This is a genomic window from Rhizobiales bacterium NRL2 (assembly GCA_001664005.1).
Classification (GTDB): Bacteria; Pseudomonadota; Alphaproteobacteria; order Minwuiales; family Minwuiaceae; genus Minwuia.
This window is the reverse complement of the sequence record CP016093.1, coordinates 2861609-2880597: the sequence shown is the minus strand read 5'-3', so window position 1 is coordinate 2880597 and position 18989 is coordinate 2861609. Positions and strand designations below refer to the sequence as shown.

The window sequence follows — 18989 nt, the reverse complement described above, 5'->3', positions numbered from 1 at the left end:
ATGCGACATGGATCCCCACGGGCCGGGGTCCGGAGAGTTGCTTCGCCGGCAGCCGGGTGGCTAGTCTGGCCCCGATTCCAGCGGGGGTATCGTGTCGTTCGGATTTCTTCATATCGGCAAGACCGGTGGCAACGCGGTGCTGGAGCACATCGGGCCTCTGGCGGCGGCACACAACGTGGATTTCCGCCGTTTCGGCCATGATGTCAGGTTGCGCGACGCGCTGGCGGCCGACCCGGAACTGAAGATGAGCTTCGTTGTCCGCGATCCCGCGGAGCGTTTCGTCTCGGCTTTCTGGAGTCGTCTCAGGAACGGTCGGCCGAAGCGGAATTCCCTGTGGTCGCCGGAGGAGGCCGTGGCCTTCCGGTGGTTCGCGACGCCCGACGAGCTGGCGTGTGCGCTCGAAGCAGAGGATGAGCGGCTGAAATCGGCCGCGCTCTTCGCCATGAATGCGATCAGCCACCTGCGGCGGAATTTCGCCTGGGCGCTGGGTTCACCGGAATATCTGGAGCAGGTGCGCCATCGGCTTTTCTTCGTGGCCGGTCTGGACGAACTCGACCAGAGGCTGCCGGAGATGGCGGGCCGCATGGCGCTTCCCCGGAGCGGATTGCCGAACGAGCCGGAGCATGTCCACGTCCGTCCCGAGGGGCCATCGTCCGCCGACGAGCTGTCCGAACGGGGGCGGGCCAATCTGGGACGTTTCTGGGCCCAGGATTTCGAGATCTACGACTACGTCGTCATCCAGTTCGGCCGGTTCGGTGGCCAGGAGCTCCGACAGCGGCACGATCAGATGCGGGACGAGGCGATGGCCCTCTACCGCCAGGGGGATTACAAGGCGGCGGTCGAGGCGCTCGGACCGGTCCTCAAGAGGGATCCGGGCAACCGCACGTTGAAGCTGGCCATGGCCCGGAGTCTGGTGAACGCCGGTCTTGCGGATCGGGCCGAAGAACTCTGGCGTGACATTGCGAGGATCGAGCCGGACTCGGCGGAGCCCCTGGTCCAGCTCGGCCAGCTCCGCTATGCCCGCCGCGACTATGCCGCCGCACTGGAGTGGTTCCGCGCAGCCCTTGTCGCCGATCCCGCGAACGAGAACGCGCGACTGAGGGCGATCCGGTCCGCGAGTCTGATCGAGGATCAGGCCACAGCCGTCGAGCTTGTCAACCAGGGCGGCCGCGGCCCCGAAGAGATGGCTGAAACCGCGCATTGGGAGACGATGGTCCACGTCTATCTCGGCATGGACGATCCGATCTCGGCCGAACGCCTGCTGCGCGCACGCATGACCAGGTTCCCGAAGGAATCACCGCGCGCGCGTGGTCATCTCGCCTCGGTCCTTTCTCATCAGCACCGGGTCGCCGAGATCGAGGAACTTGGACTGAAGGTCTCGGCGGTCACGGATTTCATGACCATGCTCGGTCTGGTGCGGGCGGCAACGAGGGAGCGCAATGTCCGAAAGGCGCGGAACCGTCTGAAGCGCCTGCGGGAGATTGCGCCGGCGCACTCCGCCGTCGCCGACGAGGCCGATCGCGTCGAACGTCTCGCCGGGGACCTGGCGGCGTCCTCCGGCACGCCCGAACCGGAGGCCAGGGTCGTCAGCCTCCTGGGGATTTCCTTCTGCGGCAGCACCTTCCTCGGATCGGTCCTCGGTTCGCTGCCGGGTATCGAACATGTCGGCGAGTCGCACCGGCTGACCAAGTCCATTGCGATGGGCGAGGGCGGCCAGCAGGAGGTGCCCTTCGACTTCGCCAACGATCCACGGAGCATGTTAACGCCATGCGTCCATTGCGGCCCCGAGTGCCGGGTCTTCGATTTCGATTTCCGTGCGGCGCTGGCGGAGGATCCGACCAACTGGTTCCAGCGCCTGGCCGCCAGGCTGGACACTGAAATCCTGGTCAGCGGCGACAAGCACATGGCGCCGACGCTCGATCCGCTGGAGCGCTATGACGGCGTGATCCTGTTCAAGAGTCCGGTCAACGCCTATCGCTCCATGCGGAAGCGCGAGGAGTCGAATCCCGACAACCCGGCATACGCCTATTCCGGCATCCGGTTCGGACGCTCCTATGCAACCAACTACTTTCGCTTTCTGAACCTCGGCAAACCGCAGGGCCGGTTGCTCTGTCTCAGGTGGGAGAATTTCACCGCCCGTCCGGAAGAGCATCTGGAGCGGCTGTGTCAGCTGCTGGACCTGCCGTTCGACGCCGGCGCCCTGAAAGACCGCAAGGCCGAGCAGCATTTCTTCGGCGGCAACGGCGAGGTACGCAAGCAATTCGCGGCCCGGCCGGAGAAGACGAATCTGGTTCCGGAAAAGACCCAGGAGATCGAGATCGCCGAGAGCGGGAAGGTCGCCGGGCACCCCGCTGCGTCGGCGGCGTTCGAGGCTCTCATGGCCCGCTACGAGGCCGATTTCGGTGACATTGGCGCGTCGGAGACCCCGAAGGCCGCAGCGAAAGTCGCGCGCGGAAAGGGGCGTGTAGGCGGACGGCGCAAGGCGCGCTAGCTTCGGACCCCGGGACAACGGGCAGGGGGAAGACAATGGCGTGGCGGCGGGTGGTTCTTGAAATCGGCATGGGGACGGACATCCGCGGCGGTGACGCCACGAAGGCCGCCGTGCGGGCGCTGAAGGACGCGCTGTGGCGGAACTCGCTGACGGTGGCGCCCGCGCTGGGCCAGAGTTCGGACGCCATGCGCGTCGAGGTGCGCATCGGCGCGCCGCGGCCCGAAACGGTCGACCGCGATGCGGTACTTGCGGTGCTGCCGCATGGTACGGGCACGGTCGAGGTCGTGGCCGGCGGCCTGGAGATCTCGAACGGCGCGGGCGACGACGTCACCGTGATGGCGCATGCCGCCGCCGCCGTCTATCTGGACATCGACAATGGAGCGCGGCCATGAGCGGGCCGCGGGCGATCCTGGAGATGGGCGCAGGCACCGACCTGCATGGCGGCGACTACACCAAGGCGGCGGTCCGCGCGGTGCAGGACGCGCTGCAGCACAGTTCGCTGACCTTCGTGCGCGTGCTGGGTCTCGACCCGGCAAGCCTCGCGGTCGACGTCACCATCGGCGTGGCGCGTCCCGACAAGGTCGATACGGAAGCGGTGAAGCGGGCGCTGCCCGTGGGCCGGGTCAGCGTGCGCGCCGTGACCGGCGGCCTGGACGTCCCCGACGAGGACGGAAAGGACCGGGCGGTCATCGCCAGCGCCGCGATAGAGGTGCGGCTTCCGGCGCCGGCGTAGCGACCGCCCGGCTGGGAGTTCTAGTGGGACATCAGGACCGGCAGGGTCATCTGCCGGAGGATGCTGCGGCTGACGCCGCCGAACAGGGATTCGCGGATGCGCGAGTGCCCGAACGCGCCCATGACCAGCAGATCGGCGCCGATATCGGAGGCCCGCGAGAGGATCAGGTTGGCCGGGTCGATGCCGGACGCCTTCTCCGTGATCAGGTCCACCTTCAGGCCGTGCCGGGCGAGATGCAGGGAGATGTCCGCGCCGGGCAGTTCGCTGTAGTTCACGGCATTGGCATCGGGGTTGACGATCATGACGTGAACGGTCTTGGCGTTCTTCATGAAGGGCAGGGCGTCGTTCAGCGCGCGTGCGGCTTCCCGGCTGCCGTCCCAGCCGACGATGACATTGGTGCCCATGGACTTGCGGTTGCCGACATAGGGCAGGACCAGCACGGGCCGCCCGGCGCCCAGCACCGCTTCCTCGACGACCTCGGCGCCGCCGGCGCGGGGCTCGTCGGGCTTCGACTGGCCCATCACCAGCAGGTCTGCGTGGCGGGCGTGCCGCGCCACCGTTTCGGCCACTTCGGCGCTGTAGACTCGCGTATGGCGGAAATCGACGCTGAGCGAGGATCCGGCGATGGCCTTCTCATAGGTCGCGCGGATGTCCTCGGCGGCCCGCGCCTCGTGGCTCTCGATCGTGTCCAGCACGTCGCCGGGCAGCCCCGCATAGGTGTAGGCCGGCCAAGCGGGCATCGACGCCGCCGTATAGAGCGCCGCGAGATGGGCGTCGTTGGTTTCGGCGATGCCGATGGCTGCCGCGATGTCGGCCTCCATGTCCGTCGCCGGATCGAGATGCAGCAATATATCCTTGATCGCCATGACAGTCCTCCTTTGCCGTCGGTCGCACGCGAACATGCCTGCCCCGCGCGCTGAATGTCTTGATCCGGATCAAATAGTATTCCAGATTGCGGGCATAGTCAGAACGTCGCGTGGCGGGTTCTGGCCAACAGCGTCACCATCTTCCGCGTTCGAGCACAAGTTGGCCACGCGATCCTTTTTCGGAAATCGGGTGATGCAGTCCGCACCTTTCGACAGCTCTAATCTCAGATGTCAGATTTGCGCGATCCGTCATCGGGCGGTTTGCGGCGCACTTTCGGACGAGGAAATTTCGTCGATCAACGCGATTGCCAAGCGCAGGCTATACAAGCCCGGCGACATGATCCTGAACGCCGATGACCATGTCGACTTCTTCGCCAACATTGTTTCCGGCGCCGTCAAGCTGACCAAGATGCTGGGCGATGGCCGTCAGCAGATCGTCGGCCTGCAGTTCGCGCCCGACTTTCTGGGCCGCGCCTACAAGGAGCGGAGCCCCTATTTCGCCGAGGCGGCGACCGACGTCGAGCTCTGCCTCTTCCCGCGGAAGGCTTTCGAAGGTCTGCTCAAGGAAAAGCCGGGTCTGGAAATGCGGCTGTTCCAGGACACCCTGAACGAGCTCGATGCCGCGCGCGACTGGATGCTGCTGCTGGGCCGCAAGACCGCCTCGGAAAAGGTTGCGAGCTTCGTCGAGATGATCGCACGGCGCACGCCCATGATCGGCTGCAGCCATACAGACGAGGATCCCGACAACGTCCACGTCTTCCTGCCGCTCAGCCGCAGCGAGATCGCCGATTATCTGGGACTGACGATCGAGACGGTGAGCCGCCAGATCGGCAAGCTGAAGTCTGCCGGCATCCTTCGGCTTCATGCCAGCCGGGAGTTCTCCGTCCGGGACATGGCCACCCTCAGGGAAGCCGCCAACATCGACGAGGAATAGGCGGGCTCAGCCCTCCGGCAGAACGTGGGCGAGTACATATTCCTCCCAGGCGAGATGCCGTCTGATCAGGACGAAGACCTGACGCAACATGAAGCCGAGGGTGTTCGGATCGTCTGCCTTGGTCAGACCCTTCATCTCCTCGAGCATGTCCGCCAGTTCCATCGTGTTCGCTTCGTTCTCCGCATGCTCCTGACGGATCAGCTCCAAGGCATCCCGGACCGCTTCCGGCGGCTCGGGAGACCTCTGAAGCAATTCGGCCATTGCCGCTTCCTCTGCCGCGCAATGGGCAGGAATGCCGACTTTCAGCAGTGCGACAAGTTCGCTCATCTGCTGCGGGTCCGGAAGACCGGGGAGCGCATCGGCGACGTGTTCGAGACGGTCGCAGAGTTCGCTGATGAGGCGGTGTTCTTCCGAAATCGTCGTCTCGGTTTCCGCTTCACTGCGCAATTGCTCGGTAATCGCCCGCTTCAGCGGGGAATAGGGGAGGGGCATACGCATGTTCGAACCGGCAATTCCTGAGTTGACGCTGTTGATCGCGGCCAAGACTCTCACAGAGCGCCGCCCGCGATCTTGATCCAAATCAAGGTTGCCCGTTGTGCACTGCAGTAGCTGTCCGCTAGATGCCCGCGCCGCCGGGATTTGAAGCGGCCGGGATTCGAGAATGGAAGGGGACATCGATGGGAAACGTCGTCCAGTTGGGGTTGCTCAGCCTGACCGGCCTGGCCGGGCTGATCGGCGCCGCGAGGGGGCATGACGCGCAATTCCAGGCTCATGCCTGGGTCGCCGTCATCGCCAGCCTGATCGCCATCTACTTCGTGCTGCGGAACTTCGACCGCCCGGCGCGCGAAGATGCCAGCGGCTATGCCGACGGCGTCATCCGCTACGGCGTGATCGCGACCGTGTTCTGGGGCGTGGTCGGTTTTCTGGTCGGCCTGGTCATCGCGCTGCAGCTCGCCTTCCCCGAACTCAACCTCGACTGGTCCTTCACCAATTTCGGCCGGCTGCGTCCGCTGCACACCTCGGCGGTGATCTTCGCCTTCGGCGGCAACGCGCTGATCTGCACCAGCTTCTATGTGGTGCAGCGCACCTGCCGCGCGCGGCTCGCCTTCGGCGGTCTCGCCTGGTTCGTCTTCTGGGGCTACCAGCTTTTCATCGTGCTGGCGGCGACCGGCTATCTGATGGGCGTGACCCAGTCGCGCGAGTACGCCGAGCCCGAGTGGTATGTCGACCTGTGGCTGACGATTGTCTGGTTGGCCTATCTCGCGGTCTTCCTGGGGACGATCATCAAGCGCAAGGAGCCCCATATCTACGTGGCGAACTGGTTCTACCTGGCGTTCATCGTCACGGTGGCCATGCTCCACGTGGTCAACAACATGGCGATTCCGGTGTCGCCCCTGGGCTCCAAGAGCTACTCGGTCTTCGCCGGCGTGCAGGACGCCCTGACCCAGTGGTGGTACGGCCACAACGCCGTCGGATTCTTCCTGACCGCGGGCTTCCTGGGCATGATGTACTACTTCGTGCCCAAGCAGGCGGAGCGGCCGATCTACAGCTACCGGCTGTCGATCGTGCACTTCTGGTCGCTGATCTTCCTCTACATCTGGGCCGGCCCGCATCACCTGCACTACACCGCGCTGCCCGACTGGGCGCAGACGCTCGGCATGGTGTTCTCGATCATGCTGTGGATGCCGTCCTGGGGCGGCATGATCAACGGCCTGATGACGCTCTCGGGCGCCTGGGACAAGCTGCGCACCGACCCGATCATCCGCATGATGGTCATCGCGCTGGCGTTCTACGGCATGTCGACCTTCGAGGGTCCGATGATGTCGATCAAGTCGGTCAACGGCCTCAGCCACTACACCGACTGGACCATCGGCCACGTGCATTCGGGTGCGCTCGGCTGGGTCGGCATGATCAGCTTCGGCGCCATCTACTTCCTGGTGCCGCGGCTGTGGAACCGCATGGGCCTGTACTCGCTGAAGCTGGTGAGCTGGCACGTCTGGCTCGCGACCATCGGCATCGTCATCTACGCGGCGGCGATGTGGGTCAGCGGCATCATGCAGGGCCTGATGTGGCGCGAGTACAACGAGAACGGTTTCCTGGTCTACAGCTTCGCCGAGACCGTGGACGCGATGCATCCCTTCTATGTCATCCGCGCCATCGGCGGCCTCTGCTACATCGCTGGCGCCGTTCTCATGGTCTACAACGTCTGGCGGACGATCATGCATTCGCCGGAGCGGGAACCCGCCGGGCCGGACCCTGTGGTCCAGAGCCAGACCGCCTGAACCGGAGAGCGCAGACATGTTCAAGCATGAAAAGATCGAGAAGAACGCCACGCTGATGCTCGTCCTGAGCTTCCTCGTGGTGTCCATCGGCGGCATCGTGGAAATCGCTCCGCTGTTCTACATGGAGAACACCATCGAGGAGGTGGAGGGGGTGCGTCCCTACTCCCCGCTCGAGCTGGCGGGGCGGAACATCTACGTCCGCGAGGGCTGCTACAACTGCCACAGCCAGATGGTGCGGCCCATGCGCGACGAGGTGGAGCGCTACGGCCATTACAGCCTGGCCGCGGAGAGCATGTACGACCACCCCTTCCAGTGGGGCTCGAAGCGGACGGGACCGGATCTGGCGCGGGTCGGACAGCGCTACTCCAACGAGTGGCATGTCCAGCACCTGATCGACCCGCGGTCGGTGGTGCCAGAGTCGATCATGCCGCGCTACTCGTTCCTGCTCGACAACCGGCTCAGGACCGACGACATCGCCCGGCATCTGGAGGTCAATGCCGCCATCGGCGTGCCCTACAGCGAGGAGATGATCGCCGAGGCCGAGGCCGACATGCGGGCCCAGGCCGATCCGGAGGGCGATTGGGAAGGGCTGCTGGCCCGCTACCCGAAAGCCCAGGTCGGCGATTTCGACGGCGATCCGCGCCGGCTGACGGAAATGGACGCCCTGGTGGCCTATCTGCAGATGCTCGGCACGCTGGTGGACTTCTCCGCCTACCGTTCCGAAGAAAACTACAGGTGAGCGCGATGGATCACGAAACCCTCCGGCATTTCGCCGACACCTGGGGACTGGTCTTCCTGGTCCTCGTCTTCTCCGCGGCCGTTCTCCGGCTCTTCCGCCCGGGCGCCCGCGAGTACTACCGCAACGCGGCTCACCAGCCGCTCCAGGACGATCAGGAGCCGAAGTCATGAGGACAGATCCGGACGCGGCCAAGGGCAAGGAAGCGGCGACCGAGACGGACGCCGTCACCGGCACGGCAACCACCGGCCACGAGTGGGACGGGATCAAGGAACTCGACAACCCGATGCCGCGGTGGTGGCTGTGGACCTTCTACGCCACGGTCATCTGGGCGATCGGCTACACCATCGCCTATCCGGCATGGCCGCTTATCGACAGCGCCACGCAGGGCGTGCTGGGCTATTCCAGCCGCGCCGCGGTCGAACGGGACATCGAGGACGCCATCACCGCGCAGCAGGAGAAGTTCGACGCGCTCGAACGCCTGTCGCTCGAGGAGATTCGTCAGGATCCGGCGCTGTTTCGCTTCGCCACCGACGGCGGCCGCGCGGCCTTTGCCGTCAATTGCTCGCAGTGCCACGGTTCGGGCGCCCAGGGTTCGCCGGGCTATCCGAACCTGAACGACGACGAGTGGCTCTGGGGCGGCAGTGTGCAGGACATCTACCAGACCCTGCAGCACGGCATCCGCTACGAGCGTGACGACGAGACCCGGTTCTCCCAGATGCCGGCCTTCGGCGACGGCCTGCTCAGCCGCGAGCAGATCAACGCGGTCGCCCACCACGTCCGCTCGCTGGCCGAACTGGAGCACGACGCGGATCTGGCCGCGGCGGGCGCCACGGTCTATGCCGACAACTGCGCCGTCTGCCACGGCGAGAACGGCGGAGGCGACCAGAGTCAGGGCGCGCCGGCGCTGGATGACGCCATCTGGCTCTATGGCAGTTCGGTGCAGGAAATCCGCACGCAGGTCGTCAACCCGCGTCACGGGGTGATGCCCGCCTGGGACTTCCGTCTCAGCGACGCCACCCTGAAGCAGCTCACCCTGTTCGTGCACTCGCTGGGCGGTGGCGAACTGGGCATCGACATCCGGCAGGAGTAGTACGGAATGGCCAACGCGCATCGGGTCGACCGGATCGAGGTCGAGGCGGTCAACGCCCGGAAGCGGCGCTCGCTCTACAAGGCGCGCGAAAGCATCCACCCGATGCGCGTCGCCGGCCATTTCCGCCGCCTGAAATGGTGGCTGATGGGGATCCTTCTCGGGATCTACTACATCACGCCCTGGATCCGGTGGGACCGCGGTCCGGGCATGCCCGACCAAGCGGTGCTGATCGACCTGGAGCATCGCCGGTTCTTCTTCTTCTTCATCGAGATCTGGCCGCAGGAATTCTATTTCGTTGCCGGCCTGCTGATCATGGCCGGTATCGGCCTGTTCCTCGTCACCTCGGTGCTGGGCCGCGCCTGGTGCGGCTATGCCTGCCCGCAGACGGTCTGGGTCGATCTCTACATCCACGTGGAGCGCTGGATCGACGGCGACCGCAATGCCCGCTTCCGCATGGAGAAGGCCCCCTGGACCTTCACCAAGACCCGCAAGAGGCTGGCGAAATGGCTGATCTGGCTGCTGATCGCCGTGGCGACCGGCGGCGCCTGGGTGTTCTATTTCGCCGACGCGCCGACCCTGTTCGTGGACCTGTTCACGGGGGAGGCCGCGCCGGTGGCCTATGCCACGGTGGCCGTGCTGACGGCGACGACCTTCGTCTTCGGCGGTTTCATGCGCGAACAGGTCTGCACCTACATGTGTCCGTGGCCGCGCATCCAGGGCGCGATGCTGGACGAGAACTCGCTCAGCGTCACCTACAACGCCTGGCGGGGCGAGCCGCGCGGCCGGCACCGCAAGGGCCCCGAAGCCCACAAGCTGGGCGACTGCATCGACTGCAACCAGTGCGTGGCCGTCTGTCCGATGGGCATCGACATCCGCGACGGGGGACAGCTCGAGTGCATCAACTGCGCGCTCTGCATCGACGCCTGCAACAACGTGATGGAGAAGACCGGCGGCACGCCGAACCTGATCTCCTACAACAACCTGAGAACCTACGACGCCCAGGAGGCGGGCCGCGAAGCGCCGCCGCTGAAGCGCACCGTGCTCAGGCCTCGCACCTTCATCTATGCCGGTATCTGGGCCCTGGTCGGCCTCGCCATGCTGTTCGCGCTGGCGGTGCGGGACCGGCTGGAGCTGAACGTGCTGCACGACCGCAACCCGCAGTATGTCATTCTCTCCGACGGAGCGGTCCGCAACGGCTACACGATCAAGATCCTCAACATGCAACTGGAGGAACGGCGTGTCCTTTTGCGTGTCGCCGACCTGCCGGGCGGCCTGATGACCGTGGTCGGTCAGGACCTGTGGCCGAGCCGCACCCGCGAGTTCATCCTGGAACCGGACAAGGTGCGCGAGCTGAAGGTTTTCGTCACCGTCCCCGGCCCGGAGATCGAGCTGGGCGCGACGCCCTTCCGCTTCAGCGTCACCGACCTGGGCGGCATCGAGGAGGCTCATTACGGCGCCACGTTCTATGCGCCCGGAGACTGAAGCCATGGAAGCGATCGAAAGCAACGCCCGCCCGTTCACCGGCCGCAAGATGCTGTTGTCGATGCTGGCCTTCTTCGGCGTCATCATCGTCGTCAACCTGGGGCTGCTCAGCTTCGCGCTGGACAGCGACAACGGCCTGGTGGTCAAGAACAGCTACGTCGCCAGCCAGGACTACAACCGGATGATGGCGAAGGCGCGCGCTCAGGAGGAACTGGGCTGGCGCGCCGCCGTGACCCACCGGGCCGGCGTGGTCGAACTGCGTTTCACCGATGGCGCCGGCGCGCCGCTGACCGGTCTGGAGATCGCCGGACGCCTGGGTCGGCCGGTCACCGACCGCGAAGACCGTCCGGTCGCCTTTCGGGAGGCCGGCAGCGGCCTCTACCGGACCGATGCCGCGCTGGGCGCCGGCGAATGGGAACTGGACGCCGTGGCGCGCGATGGCGCGGGCGCGGAGTTCCGCCGCATTGTCCGCTTCTTCGTCAAGGACCCGGGCCAATGAGCTGTTGCGGCCATGTCGCCGATTCGGTTAGGCCAGTGTCCCGCCGGGCGGGCCGGGGCGGGGAGAGCGTACGTCTGGACCTGATCGTCCCCGGCATCCACTGCGCCGGTTGCATTGCGAAGATCGAGGGCGCGGTCGGCGCCGTCCCCGGCGTCGGCAACGCGCGGGTGAACCTGTCGACACGGCGGCTGAGCGTCGTCATGGACGGCGCCGGCGACCCGGACGAGATCGTCCGCACCGTCGAGGCATTGGGCTATGACTGCCGCCGCTACGACCCCCATGCCGCCGGCGCGCAGCAGGAAGACCGGCGCGGGCGGGAACTGCTTCGCGCCCTGGCCGTGGCCGGCTTCGCCGCCGGCAACGTGATGCTGCTTTCGGTTTCGGTCTGGTCCGGCGCCGAGGGCGCGACGCGCGACATGTTCCACTGGGTCTCGGCGCTGATCGCGCTGCCGGCGATCCTCTATGCCGGACGGCCGTTCTTCGACTCCGCCTGGCAGGCCCTGAAGGCGCGCACGCTCAACATGGACGTGCCGATCTCGCTGGCCGTGGTGCTGGCCGCGGCGCTCAGCCTGCATGCGACGTTCCTCAGCGGCGAGGAGGCCTTCTTCGACGCCGCCGTGATGCTGCTCTTCTTCCTGCTGCTCGGCCGCTATCTGGACCATCGCGTCCGCGCCCGGGCCCGCGCGACCGTCAGCCAGCTCCTCTCGCTCTGGTCGACGGAGGCCACGCGCCTGACTCAGGCGGGGCAGGAGCGGGTGGCCGTCGACGACCTCGCACCCGGCGACCGGCTGCTGGTGGCGGCCGGCGAGCGCATTCCCGTCGATGGCGTCGTGGTCGAGGGCGCGGCCGATCTGGACTGCGCCATCGTCACCGGCGAATCCCAGCCCGTCGCGGCGGGGCCGGGGGCGACGGTCCGTGCCGGCACCATGCCGCTGACCCGCCCGTTGACCATCCGCGCCACCGCTGTCGGCGACGACACCTTCCTGGCCCAGGTGGTGCGGCTGATGGAGGAGGCGGAGAACGGCCGCGCGCGCTATGTCCGCCTGGCCGACCGCGCCGCGCAGGTCTACGCCCCGGCGGTGCATCTGATCGCGCTGCTGACCTTCATCGGCTGGATGGTCGTCACCGGCGGCGACTGGAGCCACGCCCTCTGGATCGCCGTATCGGTTCTGATCATTACCTGCCCCTGCGCTCTGGGCCTTGCCGTCCCTGCCGTCCAGGTGGTCGCCAGCGGCGTATTGTTCGCGAAGGGCATTCTGGTGAAGGACGGCACCGCGCTGGAACGGATGGCGCAATCCGATCGGGCGGTGTTCGACAAGACCGGCACGCTGACCACGGGCCGGCCCCGCATCGTCCGCGCCACGCTGGACGAGGCGCATCTGGCGCTTGCCGGGGCCCTTGCGCGGCGGAGCCGCCACCCGCTGGCGCTGGCGCTGGCCGCGCATGCCGGACCGCCTGCCGGTCCCGAGGCGGACACGGTCGAGGAACATCCCGGCGAAGGGCTTTCCGGACAGGTCGCCGGCCACGAACTGCGCCTCGGGCGCCGCGCCTTCGCCGGCCCGGCCGAAGGTGGCGCGCCCGGGGCCACGGAGCTCTGGCTCAGGATCGACGGCCACCCCGCCGGTCATGTGGAGTTCGAGGACGCGCTGAGGCCCGGGGCTGCGGCAATGGTCGCGGAACTGGAGGGCCTGGGTTTCCGCCCGATGCTGCTGTCGGGCGACAACGCCGCCGCCGTGGCGCGCACCGCCACCGAGGCCGGCATCGAAGACTGGCGCGCAGGCCAGCAGCCGGGCGACAAGATCGCGGCGCTGCAGGCGCTGGCGGACGAGGGACACCGGGCGCTGATGGTGGGCGACGGCATCAACGACGGCCCGGCGCTCGCCGCGGCCCACGTGTCGATGGCGCCGGCGAGTGCCTCCGATGTCGGACGGGCGGCCGCGGACTTCGTCTTCCTGCACGAGGGGCTGGACGCGGTGACCGCGGCGCTCGCGGTGTCGCGCAAGGCGCGTCGGCTGATTCTGCAGAACTTCGGCCTGGCCCTGATCTACAACCTGATCGCCATTCCCGTGGCCGTCCTCGGCGGGGCTTCGCCGCTGGTCGCTGCGATCGCCATGTCGTCGTCGTCGGTCGTGGTGACGCTGAACGCGCTCCGCCTGCGCCTCGGTGAGGGCCGCAGCCGCAAACCGGCCAACGCCGCCGCCACAACGGTTCGGGAGGCAAGGGCATGAACGTGCTGATCTATCTCATTCCCGTCGCGCTGCTGCTGGGCGGCGTCGGCCTCTGGGCCTTCATCTGGGCGTTGCGTTCGGGTCAGTACGACGACCCCGAGGGCGACGCGGAGCGGATCCTGCTGGACGATTGACGTCGGCGCAGGGCGCGCATGCTTTGCGCCTTCCGTGGCGTGAGGGTACACTGCGCGAAACGCCGTAGCTTCCAGCATGGTCCTGGGGAGGATCGCCATGAACCCGCCTGTCATCGCCCGCACCATCGATCACGCCGCCCAGGCCGCGGCCATGGAAAAGTACATGGCCGAAGGCGAGGAGCGCGCCCACGCGCTGGGCAATCGCGGCCCCATCCGCTTTGCCGGAGACGGGGCGCTGCATCCCGACATCGTCGAGGCCTACTGGCGCTGCGGCTTCTACGTCTTCGAGGGCGTGTTGAAGGCGGACGAACTGGCGGATCTGGAACGCGATCTGAAAGACATCATGTCCCGCTTCCCCGTGGCCAAGGGCGAGGAAGTCGACGCGCAGGGCCGCAAGGCGATCGGCGTCGGCCAGCAGGCGCCGTCGCTGTTCTGGTCGAAGCCGCTGGCAGATCCCTTCGGCGGCACCGCCGCCGCCAACGGGCGCCATCCGGTGAAGATGTACGAGCCCGAGGCCGCGAAGGACGCGCCCGAGGAGATCGTCTATCTGATGCTGGGCACGCTGCAGCATTCGGAAGCTGCACTCCGGCTCTACGGCCATCCGGAAGTGCTGAAGATGGTGTCGGCCATCAACGGTCAGGATTTCACGCCCTTCAACGAGGCGCTGTTCATCAAGGAACCGGGCCTGGGCGCCTCAGTCGCCTGGCACCGCGACGGCGTCACCCACTGGGACGATCCCGAATGGGACCAGGGCACCCACGGTTTCAACTGCATGGCGCAGCTCTATGGCTGCACCCCTGCCAACGGCCTCTGGGTCGTGCCCGGCACCCACAAGCTCCGTCAGATCGACATCGCGGCGATGGTGGAGGCGGCCGGCACCGACCGCCTGCCGGAGGCGGTGCCGCTGGTGGCGAAGCCCGGCGACCTCGCCATCACCAACCGCCAGGTCGTGCACGGCAGTTTCGCCAACAACTCGAAGGACTGGCGGGTGACCTTCAACTTCGGCTTCCACCGCCGGAAGTCGGTGCTGAACGTGGAAGCGGGCGGCATCCACAACGCCCGTGCGGTCTATGACGACGCCCGCATCCGCCGCCGCTCGCGCATGATCGGCTACGCCATCGACGCGCGCCGGCAGCGTTTTCCCGACGAGACGCCCTTCGTCTACAAGCCCCATGCCGAAGCGGGCGAGATCTGGACCTGGGACGACAAGGCGAAGCTGGACGTCTTCGACTACAATCTTGAAGACCTGAGCATCTGAAACTGCAGCCGCCGCCGGGTCACGGCTCGTCGGGGTAGACCGGTTTCGTCGTCTGCTGGGAGATCACCAGCCCCGCGGCGCCGACCGCCGCGCCCACCATCGCCGCCTGAACCGGGTCGCCCTGACCGGGCCTGCGGATGGGCGAGGGAGCGTCGGGTCCGCCGTCGGTGACCTTGCCGCCCGGCCCGCCGTCGGCCGGTCCGCCCGGTCCGGATTTTTCCACCCATTCGGGCCATTCGATCTGGACCCGGCGCTGAGCCAGCTCGATACCGGCCTGATAGAGGTCGTTCTTGACCTCCTGGAAGACCGCCTTGCGGATGATGAACTGCTCGCGCGGCTTGCACATGAACTTGGTGCGCACGATCAGGGCGCCTTCCTCGATCTTGAACACGCCCTGGGACTTCAGCGGCTGGATGAACTTCGGCCCCAGTTCCGGATCCTCCATCAGCCTGATACCGACCTTCTTGATGATCTTGCGCACCTTGTCGGTGTCGGTCTCGTAGGGCAGGCGGAACTCCTGCTTGTAGATCGCCCAGTCGCGGTTGTAGTTCGTGATCGAGCGCAGCTCGCCGAAGGGGATCGTATGGATCGCGCCCCGGTGATGGCGCAGCCGCATGGAGCGGATGGATATCTGCTCCACCTGTCCCCGGATGTCGCCGAACTCGACGTACTCGCCGACGCGGAAGGCGTCGTCGATCAGGAAGAAGATGCCGGCGATGATGTCCCGTACCAGGGCCTGCGCGCCGAAGCCGATGGCGATGCCGACCACGCCGGCGCCGGCGAGCAGCGGGCCGATATCGAGGCCCATGGAACTCAGCACGACCATGATGGTGACGGCAGCCAGCACAGACAGGATGAAGCCGCGGATCAGCGGCAGCAGGGTTCCGAAACGTGAGGTGACCATGCCGCCCAGCCCGTCCTCGTCGATGGCGTGATCCTCCGCCTCGGCGCGGGCCTTGGCCTCCTCGCGCTCGACGAAACGGCGGATGGTGCGCTCCACCAGCGCCCAGCCGATGGCGGCGACGATCAGAATGACAGCCACGTCACCCAGCACGGCGGTGATCCGCTCGCCGGTGGGGCTTTGCTGTGCCGCCACCATGTCGACGCCCAGCAGGTGCAGAAAGGCGAGCGCCCCGACGAGGCCCAGCGCCGACTGCACAACGCGGCGCACCGGCGGCAACAGCGACGGCGGCGGGGCCGGGCGCGCAACGTCGCCGGCCTCGGGCGCCTCGGGCTCGTCCGTGGCCGCCTCCGGGTGCATCTCCTCCGGATCAAGGGGAATTGCGGCACGGGCCGGCCGCTCCGGCGCAGGCGGCGGCCGGCGGAGGACGCCGAAATACGCGCTCGCCGCGGCGGCGGTGAAGATCACGACAACCGCCAGCAGCTTGGTGCCGTCCGCCGACAGCACCGCCAGTCCCCAGAGCAGGGCCAGGAAGCCGAGACCGATCATCAGCCAGAGCCGGCGATACCGCCCGCTCCGCGGCGCATCCACCGCCTCGGTCGGGGCATCCGGCCGGCTGGTCTGCATCGTCAGCGCCGCCGTGATCGCCACTGTGAACAGTCCCGCGGCGAGCAGCATCCAGCCAATGGTCGCCGGCGGCATGCCGAGCAGGCGCACCATGCCGACGCTGAATCCGACGAGACCCACGGTGGCGAACAGGGCTGTCAGCCATAGCGCCAGTTTGCGGGCAGTACGGTCGTCAACCTCCACCAGACGCTGTTCCGGCCGGTCCGGCGAGAACAGGAAGCGCGCCACGGCGCGGCCTGTCAGCGCGGTCGCGAATGCGCCCAGATAGGTGATCAGGAAGATCCGCATCGGATCGTGCTGCGCGAACCAGACCAGCGACAGCAGGAAGCCGGCTGCGACGAAGGCGGCCACCAGCGCCGTATCGCGCACCATCAGGACCAGCGACGGCCAGAGCCTTGAAAGCATGTCGTCCGCCGCCGGGCGCGGCAGCGGCATGATCCGGCGGAGCAGCCGCCGCAGCGCCGTCATCAGCAGCGCCGCCGCGGCCAGCATCGCCGCCAGGTTGGCGACGCCTTCCCACATCCGCGGCCAGCCTTCCAGGTCGGTCATCAGGATGAAGGCGTGATCGAAGCTGTCGCCCAGCGCGGGCAACGCTTCGGCCAGCCTCGCGGCGTTGCGGGAGAGGTTCTCGACGCTGCCTCTCGCCCGGTCGATGACCATGGCGAAGGGGTCTGCCATCTGCGCCTCTGCGGCGGGGGCGGCGGCTGGCGCCGGGGCCACGTCCGGCTGGCGCGCCAGTTCCTCGGCGACCAGGCGGCGGACGGTGGGGCGCAGCGCCTCCTCCAGTCCCGCGCCGCCGGGCGGCCTTTCCGCATCGGCGCGCTCCGCAGCCTGACGCTGCTGGAGCTGCTGCACCGGCAGGGCCTGTCCCAGCGCCGTCGACAGGGCCAGGAGTGCAAGCAGGCCGGCGAGCAGGACGGACGGCACAAATCGGAAATACGGCATCGCAGGTTCCCCGGGGTGATCCGCGCGGGCCGTCTGTTCACGATACGGTGGCGGCGCGCCGGCAGCCTGTCACAACAACTATCGCATTCTGGCGCGTGGCGATACGGAACCGAAGCCTGCGCCCCCCGGTCAACAGGCGGACGGCGCGAAATATTCACCCGATTCCGGCCTTATTGCGGCCCGGATCTTGCTTTATCTACCCGCCCAGTCGAAAGGCCTGCCGCATTGCCAGTATGTCCAGTTTCCGGCGGAGAACCGATGTTGCATGATCCGGCGTCCATCCAGTCGATCCGGGATCCGGACGGCGCCATATGTCGGCCGGTGAACGCGGCCGCGTTCCGTTATTGGAACTCTATTCGTGACGGCAGGGACATGCCCGCGCGCACGGATCTCGATCCGCTCGACATTCCGCAGCTTCTGCCCTCGATCATCCTGCTCGATGTTCTCCATGAACCGCGGGATTTCCGCTATCGCCTGGTCGGCACGCGCTGGGTCTGGCATTTCGACCGCGACGACACCGGCCGGCTGATGAGCGACCTGCCGCATCAGCGCGCGCCCTCGCGCGTCTGGGACGCCTGCTGCGCGGTGGTGGCGCAACGCCGCCCGCACCTTCCCGCGGACATTCCCTATGTCGGCAAGCAGCCCGGCTACAGCGCCATCGAGCCGCTGATCATGCCGCTCTCGCGGGATGGCTTCAACGTGAACATGCTGTTCGTGACGGTCGACTTCACCGACAGCTGAGCGCAATCCACCCAAGCGTGCCATGGTCATGTTTCCACCATTGCCAATTGATCCGTCGGAGCAGACCATTCGACTGGATTGAAGCGTTGCGGTGCCTTCGCAGCCGGGAGGCGGCATGCAGTTCATCGGTGGCAAACTGGTCGTCAACGGCGCCGTCTCCCTCGCCCTGCGCGTGACGCTGGTCTATGTGGTTTTCGGCGTCGCCTGGATATTGTTCTCCGACTGGATCGTCCTGCAGGCCCTGTCGCCCGAAGATGCGCCGGTGGCCCAGAGCCTGAAGGGCGCGGCCTTCGTGCTGGTGACCGCCACCATGTTCGGCGCCATCGCCTACGTGCTGGCCAGGCGCGATCGCGTCCATCTGGAACGTCAGCAGGAAATTCTCACGCAAACCGTCGCCGCCCTGTCGACGACGCTGGAGCGGCGCGATCCCTACACGGCGCGGCACGCCGTGCTGGTCGCGATGTTGGCGGTCGAGATCGGACGGCGGATCGGGCTGAGCGACGAACGGCTCGCCGACATCGAGCTTGGCGCGATGCTGCACGATATCGGCAAGATCGGCGTGCCGACCGATCTGCTGGTCAAGCCCAGCCGGCTGACCGACGCGGAATTCGACGTGGTCAAGACGCACCCGGAGATCGGCTACGACATCGTATCGCGGATCAGGTTCGGCAATGTCGTGCCGAGGATTGTCCGCGATCATCACGAGCGGCTGGATGGCAGCGGCTATCCCGGAGGGCTGAAGGGCGACGAGATCGATATCGAGTCGCAGGTCGTGGCCGTGGCCGACGTTGCCGAATCGATGACGGCGCACCGTCCCTACCGCGCTGCGCTGGATACCCGATTTGTGGTCGAGCAGCTGGAAAAGGACGCCGGGGTGAAACTTCATTCGGCCGTGGTCCGCGTCTGCGTCTCGATCATCCGCGATCCGGATTTCCGCCTCACCCTGGAGAAGGGGCCGGAAGCGGCCGCGGCAGCGCAGCGGGCCGCCGCCCATGCAGGCCAATCCGCCCGGCGTCCCTAGAAAAACCACGAACCATTG

Annotated in this window: 17 protein-coding genes; 14 read left to right on the top strand and 3 right to left on the bottom strand. The window is 67.0% G+C overall.

Going from position 1 to position 18989, the window contains the following annotated elements:
• Positions 1 to 91: 91 nt before the first annotated feature.
• The 3 genes from TEF_13415 to TEF_13405 are packed head-to-tail and all read left to right on the top strand — an operon-like array spanning position 92 to position 3224.
• Entirely contained in the window at positions 92 to 2491 is a 2400-nt protein-coding gene (locus TEF_13415; protein ANK81683.1) for a hypothetical protein, read from the top strand.
• 35 nt (positions 2492 to 2526) lie between these two features.
• Entirely contained in the window at positions 2527 to 2883 is a 357-nt protein-coding gene (locus TEF_13410; protein ANK81682.1) for a hypothetical protein, read from the top strand.
• A complete protein-coding gene (locus tag TEF_13405; protein ANK81681.1) occupies positions 2880 to 3224 on the top strand; it encodes a hypothetical protein in 345 nt (114 codons plus the stop codon). Before TEF_13410 ends, TEF_13405 begins: the two co-directional genes overlap by 4 nt.
• A 20-nt stretch (positions 3225 to 3244) precedes the next feature.
• On the opposite strand, the gene TEF_13400 is transcribed toward TEF_13405, so the two are convergent.
• Positions 3245 to 4090, bottom strand: a complete 846-nt coding sequence (locus TEF_13400; protein ID ANK81680.1) for a hypothetical protein — start codon at positions 4088 to 4090, stop codon at positions 3245 to 3247.
• Positions 4091 to 4283: 193 nt separating this feature from the next.
• Between TEF_13400 and TEF_13395 the strand changes: the two genes are divergently transcribed.
• Positions 4284 to 5024, top strand: coding sequence for a transcriptional regulator (locus TEF_13395; protein ID ANK81679.1), 741 nt, complete (start codon positions 4284 to 4286; stop codon positions 5022 to 5024).
• Between the two features lie 6 nt (positions 5025 to 5030).
• On the opposite strand, the gene TEF_13390 is transcribed toward TEF_13395, so the two are convergent.
• The gene (locus TEF_13390; GenBank protein ID ANK81678.1) at positions 5031 to 5567 is read right to left on the bottom strand and encodes a hypothetical protein; all 537 of its coding nucleotides are present in this window, start codon (positions 5565 to 5567) and stop codon (positions 5031 to 5033) included.
• A 134-nt stretch (positions 5568 to 5701) separates the two neighbouring features.
• Between TEF_13390 and TEF_13385 the strand changes: the two genes are divergently transcribed.
• The 8 genes from TEF_13385 (at position 5702) to TEF_13350 (ending at position 14736) form a co-directional block, all read left to right on the top strand.
• Complete coding sequence (locus TEF_13385; protein ANK81677.1) at positions 5702 to 7306, top strand: cytochrome c oxidase, cbb3-type subunit I; 1605 nt, start codon at positions 5702 to 5704, stop codon at positions 7304 to 7306.
• A gap of 16 nt (positions 7307 to 7322) precedes the next feature.
• Positions 7323 to 8045, top strand: coding sequence for a cytochrome c oxidase, cbb3-type subunit II (locus tag TEF_13380; GenBank protein ANK81676.1), 723 nt, complete (start codon positions 7323 to 7325; stop codon positions 8043 to 8045).
• A 166-nt stretch (positions 8046 to 8211) separates the two neighbouring features.
• Positions 8212 to 9135 carry a cytochrome c oxidase, cbb3-type subunit III gene (locus TEF_13375; protein ANK81675.1) on the top strand — a complete coding sequence of 308 codons (924 nt, stop codon included), beginning with the start codon at positions 8212 to 8214 and terminating at the stop codon, positions 9133 to 9135.
• A 6-nt stretch (positions 9136 to 9141) separates the two neighbouring features.
• Positions 9142 to 10617, top strand: coding sequence for a cytochrome c oxidase accessory protein CcoG (locus TEF_13370; GenBank protein ANK81674.1), 1476 nt, complete (start codon positions 9142 to 9144; stop codon positions 10615 to 10617).
• Between the two features lie 49 nt (positions 10618 to 10666).
• Positions 10667 to 11116 carry a hypothetical protein gene (locus TEF_13365; protein ID ANK83475.1) on the top strand — a complete coding sequence of 150 codons (450 nt, stop codon included), beginning with the start codon at positions 10667 to 10669 and terminating at the stop codon, positions 11114 to 11116.
• Positions 11113 to 13344 (top strand): hypothetical protein, encoded by a 2232-nt coding sequence (locus tag TEF_13360; GenBank protein ID ANK81673.1) that lies wholly within the window; start codon positions 11113 to 11115, stop codon positions 13342 to 13344. The genes TEF_13365 and TEF_13360 overlap by 4 nt, the downstream gene beginning before the upstream one ends.
• Positions 13341 to 13478: a cytochrome oxidase maturation protein, cbb3-type gene (locus tag TEF_13355; protein ANK81672.1), complete on the top strand. Its 138-nt coding sequence runs from the start codon at positions 13341 to 13343 to the stop codon at positions 13476 to 13478. The genes TEF_13360 and TEF_13355 overlap by 4 nt, the downstream gene beginning before the upstream one ends.
• A 97-nt stretch (positions 13479 to 13575) precedes the next feature.
• The gene (locus TEF_13350; GenBank protein ANK83474.1) at positions 13576 to 14736 is read left to right on the top strand and encodes a phytanoyl-CoA dioxygenase; all 1161 of its coding nucleotides are present in this window, start codon (positions 13576 to 13578) and stop codon (positions 14734 to 14736) included.
• Between the two features lie 19 nt (positions 14737 to 14755).
• On the opposite strand, the gene TEF_13345 is transcribed toward TEF_13350, so the two are convergent.
• Positions 14756 to 17209, bottom strand: a complete 2454-nt coding sequence (locus tag TEF_13345) for a hypothetical protein (GenBank protein ID ANK81671.1) — start codon at positions 17207 to 17209, stop codon at positions 14756 to 14758.
• 372 nt (positions 17210 to 17581) lie between these two features.
• Between TEF_13345 and TEF_13340 the strand changes: the two genes are divergently transcribed.
• A complete protein-coding gene (locus TEF_13340; protein ID ANK81670.1) occupies positions 17582 to 17950 on the top strand; it encodes a hypothetical protein in 369 nt (122 codons plus the stop codon).
• Between the two features lie 115 nt (positions 17951 to 18065).
• Positions 18066 to 18971 carry a hypothetical protein gene (locus TEF_13335; GenBank protein ANK81669.1) on the top strand — a complete coding sequence of 302 codons (906 nt, stop codon included), beginning with the start codon at positions 18066 to 18068 and terminating at the stop codon, positions 18969 to 18971.
• The last annotated feature ends 18 nt before the right edge of the window (positions 18972 to 18989 follow it).